Origin of the sequence: Mesorhizobium sp. Root554 (assembly GCF_001427025.1) — a bacterium.
Classification (GTDB): domain Bacteria; phylum Pseudomonadota; class Alphaproteobacteria; order Rhizobiales; family Rhizobiaceae; genus Mesorhizobium.
This window is the reverse complement of sequence record NZ_LMGA01000001.1, coordinates 2,163,452-2,184,514: the sequence shown is the minus strand read 5'-3', so window position 1 is coordinate 2,184,514 and position 21,063 is coordinate 2,163,452. Positions and strand designations below refer to the sequence as shown.

General features: G+C 60.7%; 20 protein-coding genes and 1 tRNA gene. 14 read left to right on the top strand and 7 right to left on the bottom strand.

Features of this window, described 5'->3' with window-relative positions:
* Nucleotides 1-202: 202 nt before the first annotated feature.
* The 5 genes from ASD44_RS10635 to ASD44_RS10615 all read left to right on the top strand — a co-directional run bounded on the left by ASD44_RS10635 (nt 203) and on the right by ASD44_RS10615 (nt 7,455).
* Nucleotides 203-1,480 (top strand): hypothetical protein, encoded by a 1,278-nt coding sequence (locus ASD44_RS10635; RefSeq protein WP_056111461.1) that lies wholly within the window; start codon nt 203-205, stop codon nt 1,478-1,480.
* 240 nt (nt 1,481-1,720) lie between these two features.
* Entirely contained in the window at nt 1,721-2,710 is a 990-nt protein-coding gene (locus ASD44_RS10630; RefSeq protein WP_056111458.1) for an amidohydrolase family protein, read from the top strand.
* A 50-nt stretch (nt 2,711-2,760) separates the two neighbouring features.
* Nucleotides 2,761-3,789, top strand: a complete 1,029-nt coding sequence (locus tag ASD44_RS10625) for a hypothetical protein (RefSeq protein WP_056111455.1) — start codon at nt 2,761-2,763, stop codon at nt 3,787-3,789.
* A 5-nt stretch (nt 3,790-3,794) separates the two neighbouring features.
* Nucleotides 3,795-5,006 (top strand): MFS transporter, encoded by a 1,212-nt coding sequence (locus ASD44_RS10620; RefSeq protein ID WP_056111450.1) that lies wholly within the window; start codon nt 3,795-3,797, stop codon nt 5,004-5,006.
* A gap of 109 nt (nt 5,007-5,115) precedes the next feature.
* Nucleotides 5,116-7,455 carry a xanthine dehydrogenase family protein molybdopterin-binding subunit gene (locus ASD44_RS10615; RefSeq protein ID WP_056111446.1) on the top strand — a complete coding sequence of 780 codons (2,340 nt, stop codon included), beginning with the start codon at nt 5,116-5,118 and terminating at the stop codon, nt 7,453-7,455.
* Nucleotides 7,456-7,477: 22 nt separating this feature from the next.
* Here the strand turns inward: ASD44_RS10615 and ASD44_RS10610 are convergent, their stop codons facing one another.
* Nucleotides 7,478-7,801, bottom strand: coding sequence for a hypothetical protein (locus ASD44_RS10610; protein WP_056111443.1), 324 nt, complete (start codon nt 7,799-7,801; stop codon nt 7,478-7,480).
* A 19-nt stretch (nt 7,802-7,820) separates the two neighbouring features.
* On the bottom strand, nt 7,821-8,516 hold the full coding sequence (locus ASD44_RS10605) for an orotate phosphoribosyltransferase (RefSeq protein WP_056111439.1): 696 nt from the start codon (nt 8,514-8,516) through the stop codon (nt 7,821-7,823).
* Between the two features lie 336 nt (nt 8,517-8,852).
* Between ASD44_RS10605 and ASD44_RS10600 the strand changes: the two genes are divergently transcribed.
* The 6 genes from ASD44_RS10600 to ASD44_RS10575 all read left to right on the top strand — a co-directional run bounded on the left by ASD44_RS10600 (nt 8,853) and on the right by ASD44_RS10575 (nt 14,968).
* A complete protein-coding gene (locus ASD44_RS10600; protein WP_244478754.1) occupies nt 8,853-9,596 on the top strand; it encodes an ABC transporter ATP-binding protein in 744 nt (247 codons plus the stop codon).
* Nucleotides 9,593-10,345: an ABC transporter permease gene (locus ASD44_RS10595; RefSeq protein WP_056111434.1), complete on the top strand. Its 753-nt coding sequence runs from the start codon at nt 9,593-9,595 to the stop codon at nt 10,343-10,345. The genes ASD44_RS10600 and ASD44_RS10595 overlap by 4 nt, the downstream gene beginning before the upstream one ends.
* Nucleotides 10,324-11,109, top strand: a complete 786-nt coding sequence (locus ASD44_RS10590) for a nucleoside phosphorylase (protein ID WP_200946413.1) — start codon at nt 10,324-10,326, stop codon at nt 11,107-11,109. Before ASD44_RS10595 ends, ASD44_RS10590 begins: the two co-directional genes overlap by 22 nt.
* Nucleotides 11,110-11,149: 40 nt before the next feature.
* The gene (locus tag ASD44_RS10585; protein WP_082542439.1) at nt 11,150-12,151 is read left to right on the top strand and encodes an ABC transporter substrate-binding protein; all 1,002 of its coding nucleotides are present in this window, start codon (nt 11,150-11,152) and stop codon (nt 12,149-12,151) included.
* 168 nt (nt 12,152-12,319) lie between these two features.
* The gene (locus tag ASD44_RS10580) at nt 12,320-13,084 is read left to right on the top strand and encodes an ABC transporter permease (RefSeq protein WP_056111428.1); all 765 of its coding nucleotides are present in this window, start codon (nt 12,320-12,322) and stop codon (nt 13,082-13,084) included.
* Between the two features lie 141 nt (nt 13,085-13,225).
* Nucleotides 13,226-14,968 carry an NAD(P)/FAD-dependent oxidoreductase gene (locus ASD44_RS10575; RefSeq protein ID WP_056206788.1) on the top strand — a complete coding sequence of 581 codons (1,743 nt, stop codon included), beginning with the start codon at nt 13,226-13,228 and terminating at the stop codon, nt 14,966-14,968.
* A 189-nt stretch (nt 14,969-15,157) separates the two neighbouring features.
* Here ASD44_RS10575 and ASD44_RS10570 read toward each other — a convergent pair whose 3' ends face one another.
* The 4 genes from ASD44_RS10570 to ASD44_RS10555 all read right to left on the bottom strand — a co-directional run bounded on the left by ASD44_RS10570 (nt 15,158) and on the right by ASD44_RS10555 (nt 17,052).
* The gene (locus tag ASD44_RS10570; protein WP_056111423.1) at nt 15,158-15,760 is read right to left on the bottom strand and encodes a DUF3011 domain-containing protein; all 603 of its coding nucleotides are present in this window, start codon (nt 15,758-15,760) and stop codon (nt 15,158-15,160) included.
* Nucleotides 15,761-15,780: 20 nt separating this feature from the next.
* Nucleotides 15,781-16,209 carry a hypothetical protein gene (locus ASD44_RS10565; protein ID WP_056111421.1) on the bottom strand — a complete coding sequence of 143 codons (429 nt, stop codon included), beginning with the start codon at nt 16,207-16,209 and terminating at the stop codon, nt 15,781-15,783.
* A 314-nt stretch (nt 16,210-16,523) separates the two neighbouring features.
* Nucleotides 16,524-16,598, bottom strand: a tRNA-Val gene (locus tag ASD44_RS10560).
* Nucleotides 16,599-16,689: 91 nt separating this feature from the next.
* Nucleotides 16,690-17,052, bottom strand: coding sequence for a response regulator (locus ASD44_RS10555; RefSeq protein ID WP_006199474.1), 363 nt, complete (start codon nt 17,050-17,052; stop codon nt 16,690-16,692).
* 222 nt (nt 17,053-17,274) lie between these two features.
* Between ASD44_RS10555 and ASD44_RS10550 the strand changes: the two genes are divergently transcribed.
* Entirely contained in the window at nt 17,275-18,156 is an 882-nt protein-coding gene (locus tag ASD44_RS10550) for an N-formylglutamate amidohydrolase (RefSeq protein ID WP_056111418.1), read from the top strand.
* A 297-nt stretch (nt 18,157-18,453) separates the two neighbouring features.
* Complete coding sequence (gene hisN, locus ASD44_RS10540) at nt 18,454-19,227, top strand: histidinol-phosphatase (protein WP_056111411.1); 774 nt, start codon at nt 18,454-18,456, stop codon at nt 19,225-19,227.
* Here hisN and ASD44_RS10535 read toward each other — a convergent pair.
* A complete protein-coding gene (locus ASD44_RS10535) occupies nt 19,224-20,180 on the bottom strand; it encodes an alpha/beta hydrolase (RefSeq protein WP_056111408.1) in 957 nt (318 codons plus the stop codon). The two genes, hisN and ASD44_RS10535, sit on opposite strands and share 4 nt — an antisense overlap.
* Nucleotides 20,181-20,584: 404 nt before the next feature.
* Here ASD44_RS10535 and ASD44_RS10530 point away from each other — a divergent pair, with 404 nt between their 5' ends.
* Complete coding sequence (locus ASD44_RS10530) at nt 20,585-21,052, top strand: Hsp20 family protein (protein WP_056115902.1); 468 nt, start codon at nt 20,585-20,587, stop codon at nt 21,050-21,052.
* Nucleotides 21,053-21,063 lie beyond the last annotated feature (11 nt).

The following is a 21,063-nucleotide window of genomic DNA, read 5'->3' as shown; positions in this document are numbered from 1 at the left end:
CGCGCGGACCAATGTGTCTGAGTTTCAATGTTAAAAAAAGTATCGGAACGCTTCAACTCGGTCAATCTAGCGGATCAAAAAAGAGAGATTGGGGTCCAGCGGATCAAAAAAAGGAGCCGAGATCAAAAAAGAGCTTGCTTATCAAGGAAGAAAGTTCTCAAATTTGACAGAGGCATGACATCTTTATGAAGAGGGTTGCTTAATGAACGACAAAATGGCGGAAGTTAGTAAGGCGCCAAGCGCCGATAGGTTGTCGAACACATGGCTCGAGAGCCACAATCTTAAGACCGTGGCCGACACTGTCGGCACGCCGGCTTTCGTCTACAGCGAAGCCCATCTGATCAAGAATGTCAGGCGCATCAAGCACGCCGCCCTCGCGGCCGGAATCGACAAAAGGGTGGAGCTTTTCGTTCCGTTCTTCCCGAATTCCAACCCGCATGTCATCAAGCCGTTCCAGCAGCTCAATGTCGGCGTCCTGCTTCAGCTTCCGGCAGAATACAAGCTGCTCAAGAAGCAGCATGGCTTCGACAAATTCATCATCTCGCCCGGCCACGTCTCCAATGCCGACATCGACTTCTGGGCGCCGACCGGCGACCCGATGTTCCTGTCGAGCCTCGACGAGATTTCCTACCTGATCAAGAACCATCCGAAGGCCTCGATCAACGTTCGCCTGGATAGCCTTGGTTCCGGCAAGCCCGGCATCAAGTACAGCCAGCTCAGCGAACTGCGTGCGCTGCTCGACAAGAGCAACCGCAAGCTCGACTGCTTCGAACTCTATTGCGGCAGCGGCAATTCGCTTGGCGGCATGGTCGGCATCCTCGAGCAGGTCTTCATGATCCACAAGACCTACTTCCCGGAGGCCTCGGCGATCAACTTCGCTGGCGGCTATGCCTTCAGCTACGAAGAGCTCGAAGAGGAAAAGAAGCACTTCGAGTGGGACGAATATTTCGTTCGCCTGCGCGAAATCGCCAAGAATTACGGCGTTGGCGAGCACGTGAAGTTCTGGTTCGAGCCGGCCCGCGATCTTCTCGGCGACTGCGCCGCGCTGTTGCTGAGCATCAAGCGTGAGCCGATCAAGAACCCGGGCAACTACCAGGTCCTGACCAACGGTTCGCGTGTGCTCATTCCTTCGGCTCAGTACAAGGAACGTCACCACAATGTGAAGTTCCTCGACAAGAACATGAAGGAAATTCCCGCCGACAAGGATGCGATCGATGTCGCCATCCGTGGGCGCGGCATCCTGCGCCACGACTACGTTCTGCCGGGTGAATATACCGCGCCGAGCACCGTCGGTCCGGAGGATTTTGTGCTTGTCATGGACGTGGGCTGTTACTGCGCCACCCAGCACATGGAATTCCTGAACATTCCGCCTGCCGCCGAGGTCATCATCGACACGGCAGGTGAAGCGAACCTTATCACTTCACCTGGTGGTGAAATGGACAAGTGGCGCCACGTGCTGCCGGAGAAGAAGCCTCTCTGAGGCTTCCGATCCCAACCGGTTCTCCTTTCTGGGGTGCTTCCGCCGATTTTCGGTGGGAGCACCCCAGATGGCTGACCGGATATCGCGGCTTGCTTGCGGCAGATTTGGTGAATTCTTGAACCTTGCCGTTGTCCTTAAGTTGGCCGGCAAGGGTTTTCATTTTCGGGATCGGCTGTTTTCGCCGGCCTTCGTGGCGGGTAAGGCTGTAGCCTGGACCGTGACGAATCCCAGGAAGCATCCATGCGCATAGTTTCTCTCGAAGAACACGTTCGCTTTTCGTCCTTTACCGACCGGATCGATCCGGCTGCGAAGGAAAAAAGAGGGTATTCCAAGCAGGCGCGCCAGCCCGGCATAGAAAACTGGGTTCGCCAGCTCAACGACATGGACGACGAGCGCATCAGGCTGATGGACGAGAGTGGCATCACCGTGCAGGTGCTTTCCGTTCTGGGCCCCGCGGCGGACCTGGTCGAGGGCGAGGCGGGCATTGCGATGGCCCGCGAATACAACGACACCGTCGCCGAGAAAATGAAGGCCCATCCGGGCCGCTTCGCGGCGTTCGCGCATCTGCCGATGACGAGCCCGCAGGCGTCGGCCGACGAACTGGCGCGCACCGTCAACGAGTTCGGCTTCGTCGGCGCTCTGATAAGCGGCCTGACCGACGACCTGTTCCTGGATCACGAGTCCTTCGAGCCCATCCTCGCGCGCGCCGAACAGCTCAAGGTGCCGCTTTATATCCATCCCGGCATTCCGCCCAAGGCGGTGCGCGACGCCTATTTCAGCGGTTTGAAGCCGCCGGTGAACATGCTGCTGGCGATGGCCGGTTTCGGCTGGCACGCCGAGACGGCGATCCACGTCTTGCGGCTGATCGCTGCCGGCTGCCTGGATCGTCACCCCTCGCTGCAACTCATCATCGGTCATATGGGTGAAATGCTGCCGATGATGCTCGATCGCTGCGACGAACTCTTCGTGCCGGATTTCGTCGGCATCGAGCGGCCGCTCCGGCAGACGATGCTCGAACAGGTCCATCTGACGACCAGCGGGGTTTTCAGCCAGCCGGCGCTCAAGGTCGCCATCGATACGTTCGGCATCGACCGGGTGATGTTTTCCATAGATTACCCCTTCAGCAGCAACGAAGAAGGCCGCCATTTTCTGGACAAGATCGCGCTGGCGCCTGCCGACGTCGCCAAAATCGCACATGGCAATGCGGACCGGCTGCTGGGACTGACCTGAGAGACGCATGGCGGAAACGACGCCATGCGCAGTATTGGAGGACCTGAAAGATGAGCGAGGCCGCGAAAGCAAAGCTCGATTCGACAGGTGGCCGGATATACGAGTTTCTTGGCGGCCAGCTCGTGGTGTCGGAGCAGGAGATATTCGAGCGGGCCTGCGCGCTGCCGGGTGACATGGTTGTGCTCTCCGGCACTCTGGTCGAGGGGATCGGCAACAAGCACTCGGACATCGATCTTTACGTCATCGGCGATGAGCTTCCCGATGCGCAGCGTGTGGGGCCGCGGTCTTATATCGCTCATGACGGCAGCAGGGTCCGCGCCTATTACGACTATCTTTCCGCGGGAGGTTTCGGTTTCGACGTCGAGTACCTGACGCGCGCGGAAGTGGAAGGCTGGAAGGACGAGGTTCTTTCGCTCTATGAGCGTGCCCGGGCCAGCACCAAGATCCTGCGCCAACATCTTTCGGACGGAGTGGGCGATGGCCTGCACAAGCTCAGGGTCGGGCGCTGCGTCCAGAACGCCGACGAATATGCCGCGTTCTTCGATGAGGACTTCTGGAACAAGCTTGCTTTTATCTTCTACAGCAACAGGAAGGGTGGCTATCCCGAGTTCAAGGACATCATGGGCGCGTGGGGATCGGGCGACTACGACACCAGCCTCCACATCATGCGCGAGACGATGCGGTTCGAGCTGGCGGCCCTGTGCCATCTGCACGGCATGACCAACGGTCGCACGAAATGGCTTTTCCAGAATTACAAGCGCCTGCCGGAGCGCTTCCAGGGGCTTGTGAGAGAGGTGATGACCTGGCTGAATTCGGAGCGGCTTACCGACGAGGCGAAGCGCGATTCCATCCTCACCGGCTGCGATATCATCGACCGCATCTACCGCGCCGACGCGATCATGCTTCGGGAAAGGGCGCCGCTTAGCTACACGCCCGAGGAAGCCCTGAGAATGATCGAGGAGGAGTATGCCCGCGAGGTGGTGCACGATCGCCAGACCATTGCCGAGTACGAACACCGCCGCCGTGTGTTTACGACAGCCGTGCCGGACATCCGCTCGCTGTTCCTGGCAAGCGCCTGACCGCGATGCGACCTAACCAACTCGGTTTCTACTATGCGGCCCTTGCCCTCACCAATGTAACGCGCGGCGCCTGCATCGTCGCCCAGGCGTGGTCGGCAGCCATGACCGGGGCCGGACTTGCCGCGGTCGGACAGATTTTTGTCGTCAGCCACGCCGTCATCATCCTGTGCGGTCCGTTCGTCGGCGTGATGATCGACCGCTACAGCCGGCGGCACCTGGCGATCATCGGTCAGCTGTTGATCGGCTGTGCGACGCTTATCCCGTGGTTGTGGGTTTCGGCCGGCTGGCCTTTGAGCCTGTGGGCGCTGATGTTCGTCGCCGCCGGCGCGTCATTGGGCTATGTGGTGATGTCCGGCGCGCTGGATGCGATCCAGCAGGCGGTGGGCGAACGCAAGGATCAGCCGCGCATCAGCGCCATGGCCGGCAGCATCCGCCAGGGCTTCATGATCGCGGGTTCGGGCATTGCCGGACTGGGCATCCACTATTTCTCGCCGGCCGCGGCCTATCTGTTCTGCTCGCTTTTTTGCGTCATCGCCGCCGGGCTGATCTATTTCCTGCCCGATGCGCGGGTGAATGCGGCGCGCAGGGGCACTGTCTTCACCGAAGTGATCGTCGGCCTGCGCGAGCTCAACGCCATGCCGGCGGTGCTGCGCATCGGCCTCCTGACCGCGATCGGCTTTTCGGTCGGCCAGCTTTCCAACGTGCTTTTGCCGAACTTCGTCAAGGACGAGCTTGGCGGCGACAGCCGGCTGTTCGGCATCGTCGATGCCTTGTGGTCCGTCGGCGGCGTGCTTTCGCCGCTGCTGCTTGCGCGCTTCATCGGCCTGCACAGGCTGTCGAACGTGGAATACTGGTCGGCGATCCTGCTCGGGCTGGTGACGGCGCTCGTCTGGTCGGTGGAGCGGCCGGCATCCCTGATGATCGCCTATTTCTTCCTCGGCTGCCTGTTCTCGATCACCAAGGTCGTCTGCGACGGGCGAGTCCTGGAGATTTGCGCCGGGGAGGTGGTGGGCCGGGTGCGCACGCACATCCAGTCGCTTATCAGCGTCGTCGGTCTCTTCATCTATCTGTCACCGTCGATCCTGCCGATCAGGACGGCGTCGGCGTCCTATCTCCTGTGGGGCAGCCTAGTGGCGCTGTGCGCCATCGCCCTGTTCTGGACCGATACCAAGGCGCGGGCGCGAGAAGGCGGTCTTCAGTCGGAGCGGACGGGGTGAAAGCGGGCAGCGCCCGGACGCGGGTATTCTGGTTGCCCGGACCATGTCAGGTCGCTTTTCAATGGCACGGTTTCGTGCTCGATATGTCTTTGTGCAACGGGATTTCATCATGAACCTTGACGCTAGCAAATTTGGCATCGGCCAGCCGGTTCAACGCGTTGAAGACCCCCGGTTCATGACCGGACGCGGCAAATATGTCGCCGACATCACACTCGGGCGGCAAGCCTATGCGGCCTTCGTCTATTCGCCGCACGCCCATGCCGACATCAAGTCGGTCGACGTGTCCGCGGCTCGCGATCTGCCTGGCGTGATCGACGTGCTGACCGGAGCCGACTGGCAGGCCGACGGGCTGGGCGCCATCGAACCGGAAACCATGCCGGAAGATATGGGCGGGCCGAAAGGGTACCGCACGAGGCGGTGGCCGCTCGCCTTCGACCGCGTCCGCTATGTCGGCGAAAGGGTGGCGGTAGTCATCGCCACCACTGAAGCCGTCGCAAGGGACGCGGCGGAACTGATCGAGGTGAATTACGATATCCTGCCGGCGGTCATCAGCGCCGCCGACGCGGTGAAGGCCGATGCGCCCCAGCTCTACGAGGGCGCGCCCGACAACACGTCCTTCAGGCTGATGATGGGCAATAGCGGGGAGATCGAGAAGGCGTTCGCCGCGGCGCATCACATCACCAAGCTGGAACTCTTCAACAACCGCGTCAACGCGTTCGCCATGGAGCCGCGGGGTTGCATCGGCGATTATGACGAGGGCAACGGACGCTATACGCTCTACACAAGCACCCAGAACGTGCACGGCCTGCGGCAGACGCTGAGCATGCGCATCCTGCGGGTGCCGCAGGGCAAGATCCGCGTCGTGGCGCGCGATGTCGGCGGCGGCTTCGGCATGAAGACGCAGGTCTATCCCGAAGACGCGGTGGTCGTCTGGGCCGCGCGCAAGCTCGGCCGGCCGGTGAAATGGGTGGCGACGCGATCAGAAGCGCTGATGGGCGACAATCACGGCCGCGACCAGACGGTCACGGCGGAATTGGCGCTGGCGGCGGATGGCAAGTTCCTGGCGCTGCGCTGGTCGGCGCTGAACAATGTCGGCGCCTATATCGAAGGCGCCGGGGTGGTGCCGCTGATCATGGCGCTGAAACTCGGCCAGACCGTCTACGACATTCCCGCCGTGTCGGTCTCGACATCCGCCGTCTTCACCAACACGGCGCCGACCGTTCCCTACCGGGGGGCGGGCCGTCCGGAAGCCGTCTATACGATCGAGCGGATCGTCGAGCAGGCAGCGCGCGAGATGGGTATGGACCCGGTCGAGTTGCGCGCCAAAAACCTCATCACCAAGTCGGCGATGCCTTATTCCAGCAAGACGGGCTGGACCTATGACAGCGGCGATTTCATCACCGCGCTGGAAAAGTGCCAGAAGAATGCAGACTGGGATGGCTACGAGGCCCGACGCGCCAAATCACAGGCAATGGGCAAGCTGCGGGGCCGGGGTCTGACCTACTACATCGACAATACCGGCATGTTCAACGACCGCATGGAGATCAAGTTCGATCCCAGCGGGACGCTGTCGGTGGTTTCCGGCCTTGTCTCGCACGGACAGGGGCATGAGACCGCGTTTGCGCAGATGGTTTCGGAATGGCTCAACGTGCCGCTCGAAAGCGTGCGCCTGGTGCAGGCCGATACGGACGAAGTGCTCGTCGGCCGCGGCACTTACGGCTCCCGCAGCATGATCGTCGGCGGCAGCGCGCTGAAGGTGGCGGCGGAAGACGTCATCGAGCGCGGCAAGAAGTTCGTCGCCCATTTCATGGAGGCGAGCGCGGGTGACATCGTCTTCGAGGAAGGCCAGTTCAGTGTCGCCGGAACCGACAAGACGATGTCCATCGTTCAGGTGGCGCAGAGATCGTACATGCCCTTTGGCCTGCCGAACGAACTGGGGGTCGGCCTGCACGGCTCGGGAACCTTCTCGGCGGATGTTCCGAGCTTCCCCAATGGCTGTCATATCTGCGAAGTCGAGATCGATCCCGAAACCGGCGTCGTTGCGCTCGACCGCTATACGGTTGTCGACGATATCGGCTTCATCATCAATCCGCTCACCTCGGCGGGGCAGATTCATGGCGGCATCGTGCAGGGCGTGGGCCAGGCATTGATGGAGGACATCGTCTATGACGAGTCCGGCCAGTTCGTCACCGGGTCGCTCATGGATTATGCGGTGCCGCGCGCCGATATCATGCCGGATATCGGCGTCGATTTCAGCCTTGTGCCAAGCTCGACCAATCTGCTCGGCGTCAAGGGCGTCGGGGAGGGCGGCACTGTCGCCGCCACACCGACAGTCATCAACGCCGTTCTCGACGCCCTGGCCCCCGTTGGGGTCACCGACATTGCCATGCCGGCGACCCCGCTGAGAGTGTGGGAAGCCATTCAGGCAGCCGGGCCGCGGACTGCCTGAATGCGGAACAACGCCGAAGTCGTCAGGCCTTCGGCGTTGCCGCCAGGCGTGCTGCCACGGTATTCAGGGCGGCGATCCGTTGTTCGGCGGAGCCGGTGGCGTACGCGTCCCCAAGCAGCGTGATCAAGGAACCGATCTGATCGAATTCCTCGCCGGCTTTTTCGACGGTCAGCGGCTGGTCGTCATAAGCGTCGACGAACCGTTGCGCGGCGATCGCGATCAGCAGGAACGCGGCTGCCTTGTCGGGATGGGCAACAGTGTTGTTTCGCGCCGTCCGTGCGCATGCATCGTAGGCGCGCACACCGCGGCCTTGCTCGTCCAGGTTCTTGAGAAGTGTGTCAAACATCGTTCCTGTCCTTTCCACTTCAGCTGGGCAAGCTGGAAACGCCGCCATGGTTGGCCGACCATTTCACGGGTTCGTTTAGAAATGACTCCACTTCAACGAGGATCTCCGGGGAAAAGCGGTTCTGTTCCTTGCAGACCTTAAGGATATCCCTCCACGTTGCCAGATAGTGCAGCCTCATCCCGGCGGCTTCAAGCTTGGCCGGCGTGTCAGGAAAGATGCCGTAGTAGAAAACAGCGAAGGTGTCGGTGACGCGCGCGCCTGTCTTGGCGACGGCCTCGGCGAACTTGATCTTGCTGCCGCCGTCCGTCGTCAGATCCTCGACGAGCAGAACGCGGGCGCCTTCGGCGAGCGTTCCCTCGATCTGTGCGTCGCGGCCGAAGCCCTTCGGTTTCTTGCGGACATACTGCATGGGCAGGCCCATGCGGTCGGCAAGCCAGGCAGCGAACGGGATGCCGGCGGTCTCGCCGCCCGCGACGGCGTCGAACTGCTCGAAGCCGACATTGCGGAAGATGATGGAGGCAGCGAAGTCCATCATCGCGGACCGGATGCGGGGATAGGAAATGAGCTTGCGGCAGTCGATGTAGACCGGGCTCGTTAGCCCCGACGTGAATGTGTAAGGCTGATCGGCGCGAAAATGGACCGCGTTGATCTCGAGCAGCATTTTGGCCACGGTTTCGGAGATCACCGCGCGCTCGGGAAAGGTGTTGGTGAACATGGGGTCCCCCTGATTGTTGACGGAGGCTCCTCGCTATCAACTTTGACGCCGCGTAGCCAGCCTTTAACCGCAATTTTCGGTGGATCGGTTTCCCGGGCCTGAAACTGCCGACGGCACCGCCGTTTCAGGTCCGGCAAAACACAATTTCCAAGCCTCAAGTAGCGAAAAATGCTACTCTCCTGTTGGGAAAACCGATTGTTCATATGCTGGGTGATGGACAATCAGTTTGTGTTTGACTTAAACGATTATACCTGCGAATTTTTCGCATTAATTAGACGAGAATGGGGATTTGTCGAAAAATTGGAACACGTATCGGTAACACCTCAAAAGACCGCTTTGGTCAAAGCCAACGGGGTCACCAAGATTTTCCGCTCGCGCAATGGCGAGACGGTTGAAGCCCTTACCCCGACGACAATCGATATTGCAGAAGGTGAATTTTTGAGCCTCATCGGCCCCTCGGGCTGTGGCAAGTCTACTTTCCTTCGTATTCTCGCAGGTCTGGAAACGCCGACCGCGGGCAGTCTCGAATGGCGCGACGGGGCGCCGTCCAGCGGCTCCGATATCGGCTTCGTGTTCCAGGAGCCGGTGCTGTTGCCATGGCTCACCATCCTCGACAATGTGCGCTTTCCGCTCGACGTCCTCGGTGTCGGTAAGCAGGAAAGCACGGAACGGTCGAAGGCCATGCTGTCGCTTGTCGGCCTGGCGGATTTCAACAAGGCGCTGCCGAAGGAACTGTCCGGTGGCATGCGCCAGCGCGCCGCGATCGCGCGTGCCCTGGTCTACAAGCCGCGCATCGTGCTGATGGATGAGCCGTTCGGCGCGCTCGACCTTCTGACGCGCGACCGGCTGAACGACGAATTGCTCGGCATCCATGCCGAAACCGGATCGACGATCGTGTTCGTCACCCACTCCATTGAGGAAGCCGCCTATCTGTCGGACCGCGTCGCCGTCATGTCGGCGAGGCCGGGCCGTATCCGCACCGTTCACGAACTGGGCTTGAACCGCAAGCGTTCGGAAGCGCTCAAGGACGATCCGGAATTCCACCGCTGGCTTGCCACGCTCAGGAAAGAACTGAAATGAGCGAGCAGCAGCTTCGAGTCGTTTTCGGGCTTGCCACGCCGCTGGTCCTTCTGGGTGCGTGGTGGGGCTATGTGGTAGCCTTCAAGGTTCCCCCGTTCGTCCTGCCGCCGCCCGATGCGGTGCTTGCCGAAGTCGTCAGGCTTTTCGTCGACGGGACCATATGGCCGCATCTGGGGCATACGGTCGGCGTCATCGTCGCCGGGCTTTTGATCGGCTCGGTCGCCGGCTTCCTGCTGGGTGTTCTGCTCGGCAAGTCGCCGCGCGTGGAGCGCGCCATCGGTCCCTATCTCTTCTTCTTCCAGACGGCGCCGAAAATCGCGCTGGCGCCGCTGTTCATCCTCTGGTTCGGTCTCGGCCTGACCTCCAAGATCGTGCTGACCGTCTCGCTGGTGTTCTTTCCGGTCATGGTCGGCACGGTGATCGGCCTGCGTTCTGTGCCGGCCAATCTTCATTCGCTTTGCGCGATCCTGAAGCTTGGCGGGACGAGCAAGCTGGTGCGGGTGGAACTGCCCTCGGCGGTGCCGGAAATCTTCGCCGGCCTGAAGGTCGCCGCCGTGCAGGCGACGATCGGTGCAATCCTGGCGGAGTGGCTTTCGGGCGGCACCGGTCTCGGATACCTGATGGTGTTTGCCGGAACGACCTACAAGACGCCGCTGCTGTTCGCGATGGTGCTCATCACCTCGCTGCTCGGCATTTTCATCTATCAATCGCTGGCGACCACTGAAAGATGGCTGCTGTCATGGCGGTGATCGAACGCAGCGCGATTTGGCCATGGCGCGGCAACATTCCGCCGCACGTGCCGTTGCCGGACGTCGTGCCGAAGGCTTTTCTGCTGCCGGGAGATCCGGCGCGGGTCGATTTTGCCGCCGCTGTGCTCGACGATTTCCGCATCGTCGGCCAGAACCGTGAATTCCGTATGGGATATGGACAGTATGGCGACAAGTTGATCGGCGTCTGTTCGACAGGCATAGGCGGGGCTTCGACCGAAATCGCCATGGTCGAGCTTGCCGCTCTCGGCGTCGAGGTCGCCATTCGCACGGGTGGCTGCGGTGCGTTGGCCGAGGATTTGAACCTGGGCGATTTCCTGGTGATCGACGAGGCCATTCCCAACAGCGGTGCGGCGAAATTCTATACCGGTCCGGCCGAGCGGGCCTGCGCCGACAAGGGAGTCGTGGCGGCACTGGAGGCGGCGCGACTGGCGCGGCAACTGCCGGGCCGTGTCGGTAAGTGCATCACCGCAGACGGCTATTATCGGGCACAGGGCAGGCCATCCAGCCCGGGCGGTTCCGGTGAGCCGACGCTTCTCGACCGGTTCGCGGCACGCGGCGCGGACACCGTCGAGATGGAAGCGGAAGTCATCCTGGCGGTCGGCCGTGCGCTGGGCGTGCGGGCGGGCGCGGTGCTGGCCGTGCATGCCCACCGTCGAAGCGACGGCTGGCTGGAGGATTACGAAACAACGCAACGCGACGTGCTGCGCATCGGTGCCGAAGCCGCAGCCGCCGCTTGCTCATGAATTGCGGCAACAATACCAACCAGAAACCAGGAGTAGCAAAATGAGAATAATGAGGGGAATAACCAGCGCGGTGAAAGCGCTGGCGCTCGTAGCCATCATGGCAGTGGCGGCAACCGCTGCCCGCGCTGAAAAAGTGACGATTCAGATCGACGGGGCGGCGGTCCCTTATTACCTGCCGCTCTTCGTCGCCGACAAATACGGATACTTCAAGGAGCAGGGGCTTGAGGTTGAATTCCTCTACGCCAATGCGTCCGACATTCTGAACAACATTGCCGCCGGCAACGTGCAGTTCGGCTTCCCGAACGGCGATTCCGTCATCTCGGCGCGCGCCAATGGCCTGCCTGTCAAGGTCGTCCACTCGACCTACCAGCGCGGCATCGGCGCCACCCTGTTCAAGAACTCCAGCGGGATCAAGACACCTGCCGATCTCGTCGGCAAGAAGGTCGCCGTCACCAGCTACGGCAGCCCGAACTACATCCAGCTGCAGGTCATGATGAGCCAGATCGGCAAGAAGATCGAGGACATCAACGTCCAGATCGTCGGCACCGGCGCCATCATCGACGCTCTGAAGTCGGACCAAGTTGACGCGGTCACCTTCTCGGCCCTGCGTTACTACGCGCTCAAGAACGACGGCGTCGATGTCGGCATGATCGCTTCGGACGATTTCATGCCGAGCCACGGCAACGTGCTGGTGACTTCCGATGCCTATCTGGCTTCGAACAAGGCCCAGGTGAAAGGCTTCATCACCGCGCTGGACAAGGCGCTGAAGCACATCATCGACGGCGATCCGGCGAAGGAAGTGGCGATGGTCATCAAGGACTACACGCCGACATTTGCCGGCCAGGAGAAGCTGGTCACCGAGATCATCAAAGAGGTCTTCATCAAGACGCTCTGGCAGAGCCCGGACACTGAAAAGAACGGCTTCGGCTACGGCAACCTCGCTGACTGGCAGAAGAACATCGACATCGCCGTGCAGTACAAGGTCATTCCGACGACCTTCGATGCCAAGGATATGGTCGTCGAAAAGCCGGCCGATCTCTAATGCAGGTCGCCCAGAAGCGCGCAGCGCTTTTGGGAAAACGACGTGCATAAAACAACGACTAAAGTGCGTCGTCTGAACCCATTTGACGCGACGTGCTTTAGTCTCAACTGAACGCAACAGCGCCCTCCTCAGGCGGGCGGACCCCAGAAAAAAGCAGTAGGCAAATTCATGTTTCGTGCTGTCCTGTCGATAGGGATCTTCGTCTGCCTCTGGTGGGCGCTGGTTGCGTTGTTCCAAGTCCCTTCCTACCTGGTGCCGGACCCCTGGACGCTTGCCCAGAAGGCCTGGTTCCTGACGACCAAGGCCGGGCTTCTCGGGCACATCCCCGTAACGCTCTATGAAATCGTTCTCGGCTTCGTGATCGGCACGGTGATCGGCGTGCTGACGGCGGTTCTTTTCGTGCGCGTTCCGGTCATCGAGATCGTGATGAACCCGGTCATCATCTTCATCCAGACCGCGCCTAAAATCGCGATCGCACCGCTTCTGCTGCTCTGGCTCGGCCTCGGCGCAACGCCAAAGGTCGTGCTGGTCGCAATCGTCACTTTCTTTCCCGTGCTTTCAAACATGTTGAGTTCATTGCGGTCGATCGATCCCAACCTCCTGGCGCTGGCCAAGATCCTGCACATGAATCCGCTCAAGCGGCTGCTGCGCATAGAGCTGCCGCAGTCGCTGCCGCTTCTTTTCACCGGCATGAAGGTTGGCGTGACGCTGGCCGTGACCGCCGCGGTCATCGGCGAACTGATGGGCGCGCGCGCCGGTCTCGGCTACCTTCTCAATCTCGGCCAGGAAACCGCCGACGTCGGCATCGTTCTGGTGTCGGTCATTCTTTTGTCACTTATCGGCTATCTGCTCTATCTGCTGCTTGCGATCGCGGAGAAGCGCTTGCTAGGCTGGCATGAAAGCCGCGCCGCAGTGGAATTGTCGCTCGAGTGACCGGCCCACTAAGACCGTCAGCGTTCCAAAAACGGCAGTTTCCATTCAAATCTAAAAATATGGACACGTCTCAGGAACGCCGTTAAGCTGACTTGATTGGTCGGCGTACTGGTCGGCACTGCAAGTAAAAAAGGTGAGCAAATGACATCGAATATGCGTGAGCAAGCCGACGTTGTAGTCATTGGCGGCGGGCCCGCCGGAAGCGCCTTGTCGATCCTGCTGACGAAAGCAGGACGCTCCGTGATCCAGCTTGAACGTGAAACGTTCCCACGTGAACATATTGGCGAAGGCCTTATTCCCAGCGCGATTCCGGTCCTGGAGCGCCTTGGCATCAAAAAGGAACTCGACAAGCGTGGATACAACCGCAAACGCGGCACCACGTTCGTGTGGGGCGACAATGCCGAACCCTGGACGGTTTATTTCGTCGAGGGAAATCCAAGCGCGGGCTACTCCTACCAGCTCTATCGTCCCGAGTTCGACGACCTGTTGCTCAATCTCTCCGCAGAGAACGGCGCCCGCGTGTATCGCGAGCACGAGGCTCTGGAGCCGATCATGGATGGCGACCGTATCGTAGGGGTCAACGTCCGTTGCCGGAAGACAGGCAACACGTTTGAAGCCCACGGGCGTTTCGTCATCGATGCAAGCGGCCAGTGGCGCGTGCTGGGCGAGAAGTTCGGCGGCCGCGAATGGGATCCGCAGATCCGCAATATGGCCGTCTATGGCTATTTCGAGAATGCCGGACGTCTGCCGGGCATCGATTCCAGCAATACGCTGGTCGAAGGCTTCGAGGATGGCTGGTTCTGGGCTATCCCGCTGCATGTCGGCCTGCTCAGTGTCGGCGCGGTTCTCGATCTCGACGAGTACAAGCGCCTCAAGGATGGCGACTGGACCGAGGCCCTGATGGCCAAGATCGAAAAGACCCACAAGGTCAAGGAGCTGGTCGAAGGCGCCACGATGACCAGGGGGCCCTATACCCTCCGCGACTGGTCCTACAAGAGCGAGCACTTCTGGGGTCCGGGCTTTGCGCTGCTCGGCGATGCGGCTTGCTTCATCGATCCACTGTTCTCGACAGGCGTGTTCCTCGGCATGCAGCATGCCGAGATCCTCAATGCCTGTATCAACTCTGTCTTCCGCGGCGATTGCACGGAAGAGGAGGCATTCGACCTCTATGAAAGCGAATATCGGGCAGAGTACGAGGATCTGCGGCAGATCTGCATGGCCATGTACAGCGGGGCTTCCGCGCCGCGCAATTCGATCTTCTGGAATGCGCGCCGCATTCAGAAGCTTCCGGATCGCGTCTCCGCACGCTCTGCCTTCGCCCGGCTGATTTCCGGCCGCGAGCGCCGCGGCTTCGAAGTCAACCCGCTGACCCGGCTCGATCTGCCGGACCAGATGTCGGAAGACCTGAAGGACTTCGAGAAAAGCCTTCGCGCCCGCATCGCCGTCATCGACGACCATGAACTCCAGGGAGCGGCCAGCCGTATTCTCAAGGAAAGCAACGTCATCGACGAACGGCATGCCTTCCTCGACGCGGTGCTGGTCATGGGTCCGGATGTCACGAGCGAGGAACGCCTGCTGGTGAAGGGCGATTTTCTGCGACGCGGATTTGTGATGAACACCAGGCTCAATCCACGCGGTGTCTCATCCAGTTCGGCGGTTGTCGAAAAGATCGTTCCGCTTGTGGATGGCGTGCGTACGGTTCGTGAAATCGCCGATCAGGCTGTTGAAAACGATCCGCAGATCGAACGCAATTTCGTCATTCGCGAGCTTGCCAACCTTTATTGGTATGCCGGTTGCGAACTCGTCAACGACGTGAACGAAGACGATATGATCCACAAGCTGCGTGGTGACGACGTTTCGATCGTGGTGCCGCAGACAGCATAATCGCGCGATCAAACGAAGCAGACCAGGACCGGCCCTGACCTTTCAGGGCCGGTCTTTCTTTTGCATGAACGGGAAGCAATGGCGGCGACGCGATAGGTCCGCAGGGCGAAACTGGAGCGCTTCAATCCAACCCTGAAGCGCTCCAGAACGGTCTTCGATCAAATTCCTCGGCGGTCTTCGGTCGCCGCGTCAGTTTGCGTCGGGATTGTCGACGAGGCAGCCGGCGCCGTGGCATCCCTGGTAGTTGCCGTGGGTATCGAAATTGGGCTCGCCGTTCCTGTCGAACTGCGGCCTGTCGTCGATTTCATCCGGATTGTCGACTTTGCAGCCGATGCCATGACATCCGTTGTATTTGTCGTCAGCGCGGTAATTGCTCGTCGTATGGCGATGGCCGTGCTTCTTGTCGTCCGCCATCCCCTCGATGATGGCGCCTAGAACGGCTCCGGCGACAACGTTTCCGAGATCATGTCCATGATGGTCATACATCCTGGCGTTCTTGTCGAAGTCGTCACCACGACCATGGTGGTAGCCGCCGACGTCTGCAAAAACCCCAGCGCAACCCTGGGCGACCCAGATATACCTGCTTTTAGGGTTGTATCCCCATGTCCGGTTCAAAATGCAGGGACTGCCCGACATTTGATGGATCAGCTGCGGTTTGACGAGCGGGCCGGCAAAGCACTCGTCGTATTGATAGTGCCGTGAATGACACTCGACCGTCGACTGTGCCTTGGCCGGCTGCACGAATGTCGGCGCGCTCATGGCGAGCGCCAACGTGATCAGGTATCTAAACATATGCCTACCCCCAAGTTCATTCAGTCGTTGATCGCGGTGACTTTGATCTTCCCGGTTTCGCCAATGCCGGAAAACCAAACCTCGCCGTCGCCGATCATCACGCCCTGCCAGTTGGCGAAGAGCGTCGCATAGGTCTGGTTCGCGACCGCATGCTTCACCTTCGGCGTCATGATCTTTTCGTAGTCCGCGATGAAATGGGCAGCGTCCCTGAGCTTGGTAGCCTTGTCGTTGATCCGCGCCTGAAATGGATAATCGATCATCGCGGCAACGGCTTTCCTGTCGTCGGTCGCGACTGCCTTTTGCAACGTTTCAAGAAAGTGGCGATAGGGTTCGTGAGATCCGAAGATTCCATCAAGAGCGGCGTCGGTATCTGCCGCGGTTTGGGCCAGGGCCTGGCCGGCAATGGCAAAACTGGCCCCGATGGCCAATGCAAAAAGCAATTTCCGCATGATTTCCCTCCATCTTGCGCGTCGTCAGTACACTGTACGAGACATTTAATGGGCAGGACGTGAAGACTTTTCTTCCAGAGCCGCAACAAATTTAATTGTATCAACCGGTTAGATTGGCGGCGCAGCTCTGGTCCAGGCTAGCGTTCTTCAGGAAGTTGACGTGCCTCGCGCGCCTGCGCACTGCGAAGCAGGTCGAGCCCGGTCGCAACTGTACAGGAGGCGGGCGCGCAATTCGACGCTGGCGGACCAGACGTGCAAAGGATCGCACCTCTCGCGAGGTGACGGGATCTTTCTTGCGATTTCAAGGAGTTGGATGGTGGGCGTGACAGGGATTGAACCTGTGACCCCTGCAATGTCAATGCAGTGCTCTCCCGCTGAGCTACACGCCCATCCGAAGCCGCGCATACACCATTTTTGACCTAGCGCGTCAATAGCGGAAGCAGCAAACAGAAGCTGGAAAAATCTTCCGCGAAATCGCCGTCAGGCCGCCTGCAACATCTTCTCGACCTCGTTGACGAGATCGCGCAGGTGGAAAGGCTTGGACAGCACCTTGGCGTCCTTCGGCGCCTTGGAATCCGGGTTGAGGGCCACGGCGGCAAAACCGGTGATGAACATGACCTTGAGGTCGGGATCGATCTCGGTGGCGCGGCGGGCGAGTTCTATGCCGTCCATCTCCGGCATGACGATGTCCGTCAGCAGCAGCGAGAAAGGCTCCTCGCGCAGCCGCTCATAGGCACTGGCGCCATTGTCGAAATCGCTGACCTGGTAACCGGCGCGCTCAAGCGCCTTGACGAGGAAGCGGCGCATGTCGTCGTCGTCTTCCGCCAGAAGAATGCGTGCCATTTTGTCCCGTCCGAATCAGGCCTCAAGGCTGCCAACAAGCAGCCCCGTTAACCATCCTGTATATGAATAGAGGACGGTAAACATCAAGTGAACGCTTCGTACGATCTGTTGGACATACAACGTCTTCAACGCCTGTGAAACGCTGGACATCGGCAGGCCGTGGTGGCACCCTTCCAACATGGAAAAGCGGCTTGTGCGGATGCGTTCACGTTGAAACCGGCAATGGAGGATTTTTCGGCCGTCCCGCCTTTCGAGATTCGCTCAGGCGCAGAGCAGCGCGTTCCCTTCATCTTCAATTCTCCGCACAGCGGCCGGTTTTATCCGGAACGCTTCCTGGCGATGGCGAAGCTGGACAGCAAGGCCATACGCCGCTCGGAAGATTGCTACGTCGACGAACTGTTCGGCGGCGCCGTCGCGCTTGGAGCACCGATGCTGGCGGCCAATTTTCCGCGCGCCTATCTCGATGTGAACCGGGAGCCGTGGGAACTCGATCCGCGCATGTTCGCCGAACCGGTTCCCTCCTACTGCAACATTCGCTCGGCAAGGGTCGCCGGTGGCCTGGGCACCGTGCCCAAGCTGGTGGGCGAGGGGCTGGAAATCTATTCGGGCCGCTTGCCCCTGGCGGAGGCGGTGACGCGGATCGAGACGATCTACAAGCCGTACCATGGAACGCTGAAGCGGCTTCTGACGCGCACCCATGCGGTGTTTGGCTTTGCCGCGCTTATCGACTGCCATTCGATGCCGGCAAGCATCCGCGTAGGGGATTCCGGCTTCAGGCCGGATTTCATTGTCGGGGACCGTTTCGGCACCTCGGCTTCCCCGGCGCTCACTGAAACGGCGATCAGTCTGCTGTCGGCAATGGGCTATTGTGTAGCGCACAACAAGCCTTATGCGGGCGGCTTTATCACCGAGCACTACGGACGCCCCGCGCGGCATCTCCATGCGCTGCAGATCGAGGTCAACCGCGGGCTTTACATGAACGAACACACGTTCCAGAAATCCTCGGGTTTCGATGCGCTGGCCGACGATTTGACGCATTTCTGCGCCGATCTGATGGCGATTCCCGATCATCATCTGGTCGATTTGCCGCTCGCGGCCGAGTAACGCGCCTTCCGGCACAGCCGTAAAATTTCCGCCCGAACTCACGGCTTAAAAAAAGACCGCATCGTTTGCACGACGCGGTCGGAGTCTAGGGAGGAAACGCCCAAGGAGGGCATGGACAGGAGAACCTGTCCGACAATCAGCCTATTGTGCGCTGCACAAATGTCAAGCCGACTGCCGATGTTTTCAAACATGGCGATGGCCGGGCCGTCTTCCTGAAGCTCCCGTGACATTCCCATCACAGTTTACTATGGATGCGCGATCCGTCCGCCGGCGGGCAGACTATCTGGAGGGCCATCCTTGGAGATTTCGGCAGAATTCATTCGCAGGCTTGCGCAGGTCGCGGCGGCCGAGACGCTGCCGCGCTTCCGCAACCAGGGCACCGTGTCGAACAAGCTTTCGGCGGGCTTCGATCCCGTGACGGAAGCTGATCGCGAGGCTGAAAGCGCAATCCGTTCGCTGATCGGCGCAGAATTTCCTGACCACGGGATACTCGGCGAGGAACATGGCAACCACAATATTTCAAGCCGCCACGTGTGGGTCATCGATCCCATCGACGGCACCCGCGCCTTCATTTCGGGCATACCGGTGTGGGGCACGCTGGTCGGGCTGACGGAAGATGGCGAGGCCGTGGCCGGAATGATGTCGCAACCCTTCACCGGCGAGCTTTTCTACGCCAATGGCTCGGGTTCCCACTATGAAGGTCCCAGCGGATCCCGCCGGCTCGCGGTGCGCCAAACGACGCGCGTTGAGGACGCTACACTGTTCACCACCACGCCGGCTTTGTTCACCGGCGAGATGCGCAGCCGCTACGACCGTTTCGAAAAGCAGGTCCAGCTCGTCCGCTACGGTACGGACTGCTACGCCTTCGCCATGCTGGCGGCGGGCCATGTCGATATCGTTGTCGAGCCGGGGCTCAAACCCTATGACATCGTGGCTCTGATCCCGATCATTGAAAAGGCCGGTGGCGTGATCACCACGTTCGAGGGTGGGCCGGCGGAATCGGGCGGCGATGTCATCGCGGCCGCGACGCCCGAGCTTCATGCGGCCGCCATGGCTGCGTTGCGCGGCTAGGAAGTCTCTTCGGTTCCGGGAACGAAGGCGAAGAAGGCGGCGAGGAACTGCTCGCGATAGATGTCGGCCTCCTGCAGGAGTTCATGGCGGGCGCCGGGGATGAGCACCAGCGAGCCGAGCCGCATGCGCTCGGCGTATTCGGCCACCGCCTTGGTCGACACGACCTCGTCGGCGCCGGCCGCGACGATGAGCGTCGGGATGGCGATTTTGGCGATGAATTCGGGCTTCCGGATGGTTTGCGAGGCGACCGCGCCGGCGTGAAGCCACTGAACGGTCGGGCCGCCCAGCGCGAGCTGCGGGAAGGATTCGTAGATCAGCGTGTTGCGCCTGTAGCGTTCCGGATCGGTGGTCAGCTTGTTTGTGTCGAAGGGCGCCGTCTGTTTTGGTCTCGGTCCCCAGGCGGCGTAGCGGCGTCCAAAGCCCAGGAAGCACAGGACGGCGGTGACCCAGCGGACCGTCCGTATCGAAACGGGTTGGCCGGGAAGTTCCAGGAAGGGCGCGATCAGCACCATCCGCCGGATGCGGTTGGCGAGCAGGGGCGCCGCCAGAAGCGCAACGGTCGCGCCAGCCGAGTGCGCCAGCACATGGTACGGGCCGCGGCAGTCAGGCAGCACGATCTGTTCGAAAAGAAGTTCGAGATCGGCGACATAATCGCCAAAGCTTTTCACGTAGCCGCGCTGGCCATCTTTAAGGAAACGCCCGGATGCGCCCTGGCCGCGCCAGTCGAGCGTGGCGACACCGAAGCCGCGCGCCGTGAGGTCGCGGATCGTCTCGAAATATTTCTCGATGCATTCGTTGCGCCCCGGCAGGAGGATGATCGTTCCCTTGAGCGGCCTGGCGGTGGCGGCAAAGCAGGCGTAGCGGATCTTCCTGCCATCCGCAGCCGTCAGGAAGCCGCCGGTCGCGTGTTCCGGTTCGGGATTGCCCGGCGTGTGGTGGAAAAGGTCCGTCATTGGCGCTTCGATGGCTTTATCCGGTGATAGAAGCAAACGCGCCAAATGCAAAGACCGTACGGAAAACAGGAAAGCCGGAAGCCGCCCGATGCGCACTTCCGGCCTCTGTCGATCCGGGAGGAAGGGACGTTACACCCGGTTCGCTTCTGCGGCGCATACAGCGCCGCTTTGTCCATGTTGGCCGCAGGGTAGGCGGACGCGCCTGAATGGGGGCCGAAGCGTCGGTTCATCTCCCGTTCATCGAGCAGGGTGGGTCCAGACGCGCAAAAAGTCTTGAAACGACGGCGGGCCGCACCCAAATGTCGGATGCGGCCGCCGATATCGGGGCCGCTGGTCTGTCCGGGATGCCGTCAGGATTCCGTCGGGGCCAAACGCAAACCTTGTTGCTCACAGGAGAACACATCATGCGTCATGTCGATTTTTCCCCGCTTTATCGATCCACCGTTGGTTTCGACCGTCTTTTCACCATGCTTGACTCGCTCGCGCAGCCGGAAGGCGGCCAGAGCTATCCGCCCTACAACATCGAACGCACGGGCGAGGATTCGTACCGGATCTCGATGGCCGTCGCCGGTTTTGCCGAAGACGACATCTCGATCGAGGCGCACCGCAACGTGCTGACGATCAAGGGCGACCGCAAGGACGAGACGAACGGTGAAGGCAGCGAAGTGCTTTACCGCGGCATTGCCGCGCGCGCCTTCGACCGCCGCTTCCAGCTTGCCGATCATGTCGACGTCGTCGGCGCGGCGCTGAAGAACGGCCTGCTTCACATCGATCTGAAGCGCAACATCCCCGAAGAGCTGAAGCCCCGCAAGATCGCGATTGCCGCGACCTCCGCGAAGGCCAAGCAGATCGAGGCGAAAACCGCGAACTGAACTGGTCTCCC

What these genes read in the sequence shown, in the direction of transcription:
- ASD44_RS10635 (WP_056111461.1), top strand. Translation starts at nt 203, where the DNA reads ATGAACGACAAAATGGCGGAAGTTAGTAAGGCGCCAAGCGCCGATAGG.
- ASD44_RS10630 (WP_056111458.1), top strand. Translation starts at nt 1,721, where the DNA reads ATGCGCATAGTTTCTCTCGAAGAACACGTTCGCTTTTCGTCCTTTACC.
- ASD44_RS10625 (WP_056111455.1), top strand. Translation starts at nt 2,761, where the DNA reads ATGAGCGAGGCCGCGAAAGCAAAGCTCGATTCGACAGGTGGCCGGATA.
- ASD44_RS10620 (WP_056111450.1), top strand. Translation starts at nt 3,795, where the DNA reads ATGCGACCTAACCAACTCGGTTTCTACTATGCGGCCCTTGCCCTCACC.
- ASD44_RS10615 (WP_056111446.1), top strand. Translation starts at nt 5,116, where the DNA reads ATGAACCTTGACGCTAGCAAATTTGGCATCGGCCAGCCGGTTCAACGC.
- ASD44_RS10610 (WP_056111443.1), bottom strand. Translation starts at nt 7,801, where the DNA reads ATGTTTGACACACTTCTCAAGAACCTGGACGAGCAAGGCCGCGGTGTG.
- ASD44_RS10605 (WP_056111439.1), bottom strand. Translation starts at nt 8,516, where the DNA reads ATGTTCACCAACACCTTTCCCGAGCGCGCGGTGATCTCCGAAACCGTG.
- ASD44_RS10595 (WP_056111434.1), top strand. Translation starts at nt 9,593, where the DNA reads ATGAGCGAGCAGCAGCTTCGAGTCGTTTTCGGGCTTGCCACGCCGCTG.
- ASD44_RS10590 (WP_200946413.1), top strand. Translation starts at nt 10,324, where the DNA reads ATGGCTGCTGTCATGGCGGTGATCGAACGCAGCGCGATTTGGCCATGG.
- ASD44_RS10585 (WP_082542439.1), top strand. Translation starts at nt 11,150, where the DNA reads ATGAGAATAATGAGGGGAATAACCAGCGCGGTGAAAGCGCTGGCGCTC.
- ASD44_RS10580 (WP_056111428.1), top strand. Translation starts at nt 12,320, where the DNA reads ATGTTTCGTGCTGTCCTGTCGATAGGGATCTTCGTCTGCCTCTGGTGG.
- ASD44_RS10575 (WP_056206788.1), top strand. Translation starts at nt 13,226, where the DNA reads ATGACATCGAATATGCGTGAGCAAGCCGACGTTGTAGTCATTGGCGGC.
- ASD44_RS10570 (WP_056111423.1), bottom strand. Translation starts at nt 15,760, where the DNA reads ATGTTTAGATACCTGATCACGTTGGCGCTCGCCATGAGCGCGCCGACA.
- ASD44_RS10565 (WP_056111421.1), bottom strand. Translation starts at nt 16,209, where the DNA reads ATGCGGAAATTGCTTTTTGCATTGGCCATCGGGGCCAGTTTTGCCATT.
- ASD44_RS10555 (WP_006199474.1), bottom strand. Translation starts at nt 17,052, where the DNA reads ATGGCACGCATTCTTCTGGCGGAAGACGACGACGACATGCGCCGCTTC.
- ASD44_RS10550 (WP_056111418.1), top strand. Translation starts at nt 17,275, where the DNA reads ATGGAGGATTTTTCGGCCGTCCCGCCTTTCGAGATTCGCTCAGGCGCA.
- ASD44_RS10535 (WP_056111408.1), bottom strand. Translation starts at nt 20,180, where the DNA reads ATGACGGACCTTTTCCACCACACGCCGGGCAATCCCGAACCGGAACAC.
- ASD44_RS10530 (WP_056115902.1), top strand. Translation starts at nt 20,585, where the DNA reads ATGCGTCATGTCGATTTTTCCCCGCTTTATCGATCCACCGTTGGTTTC.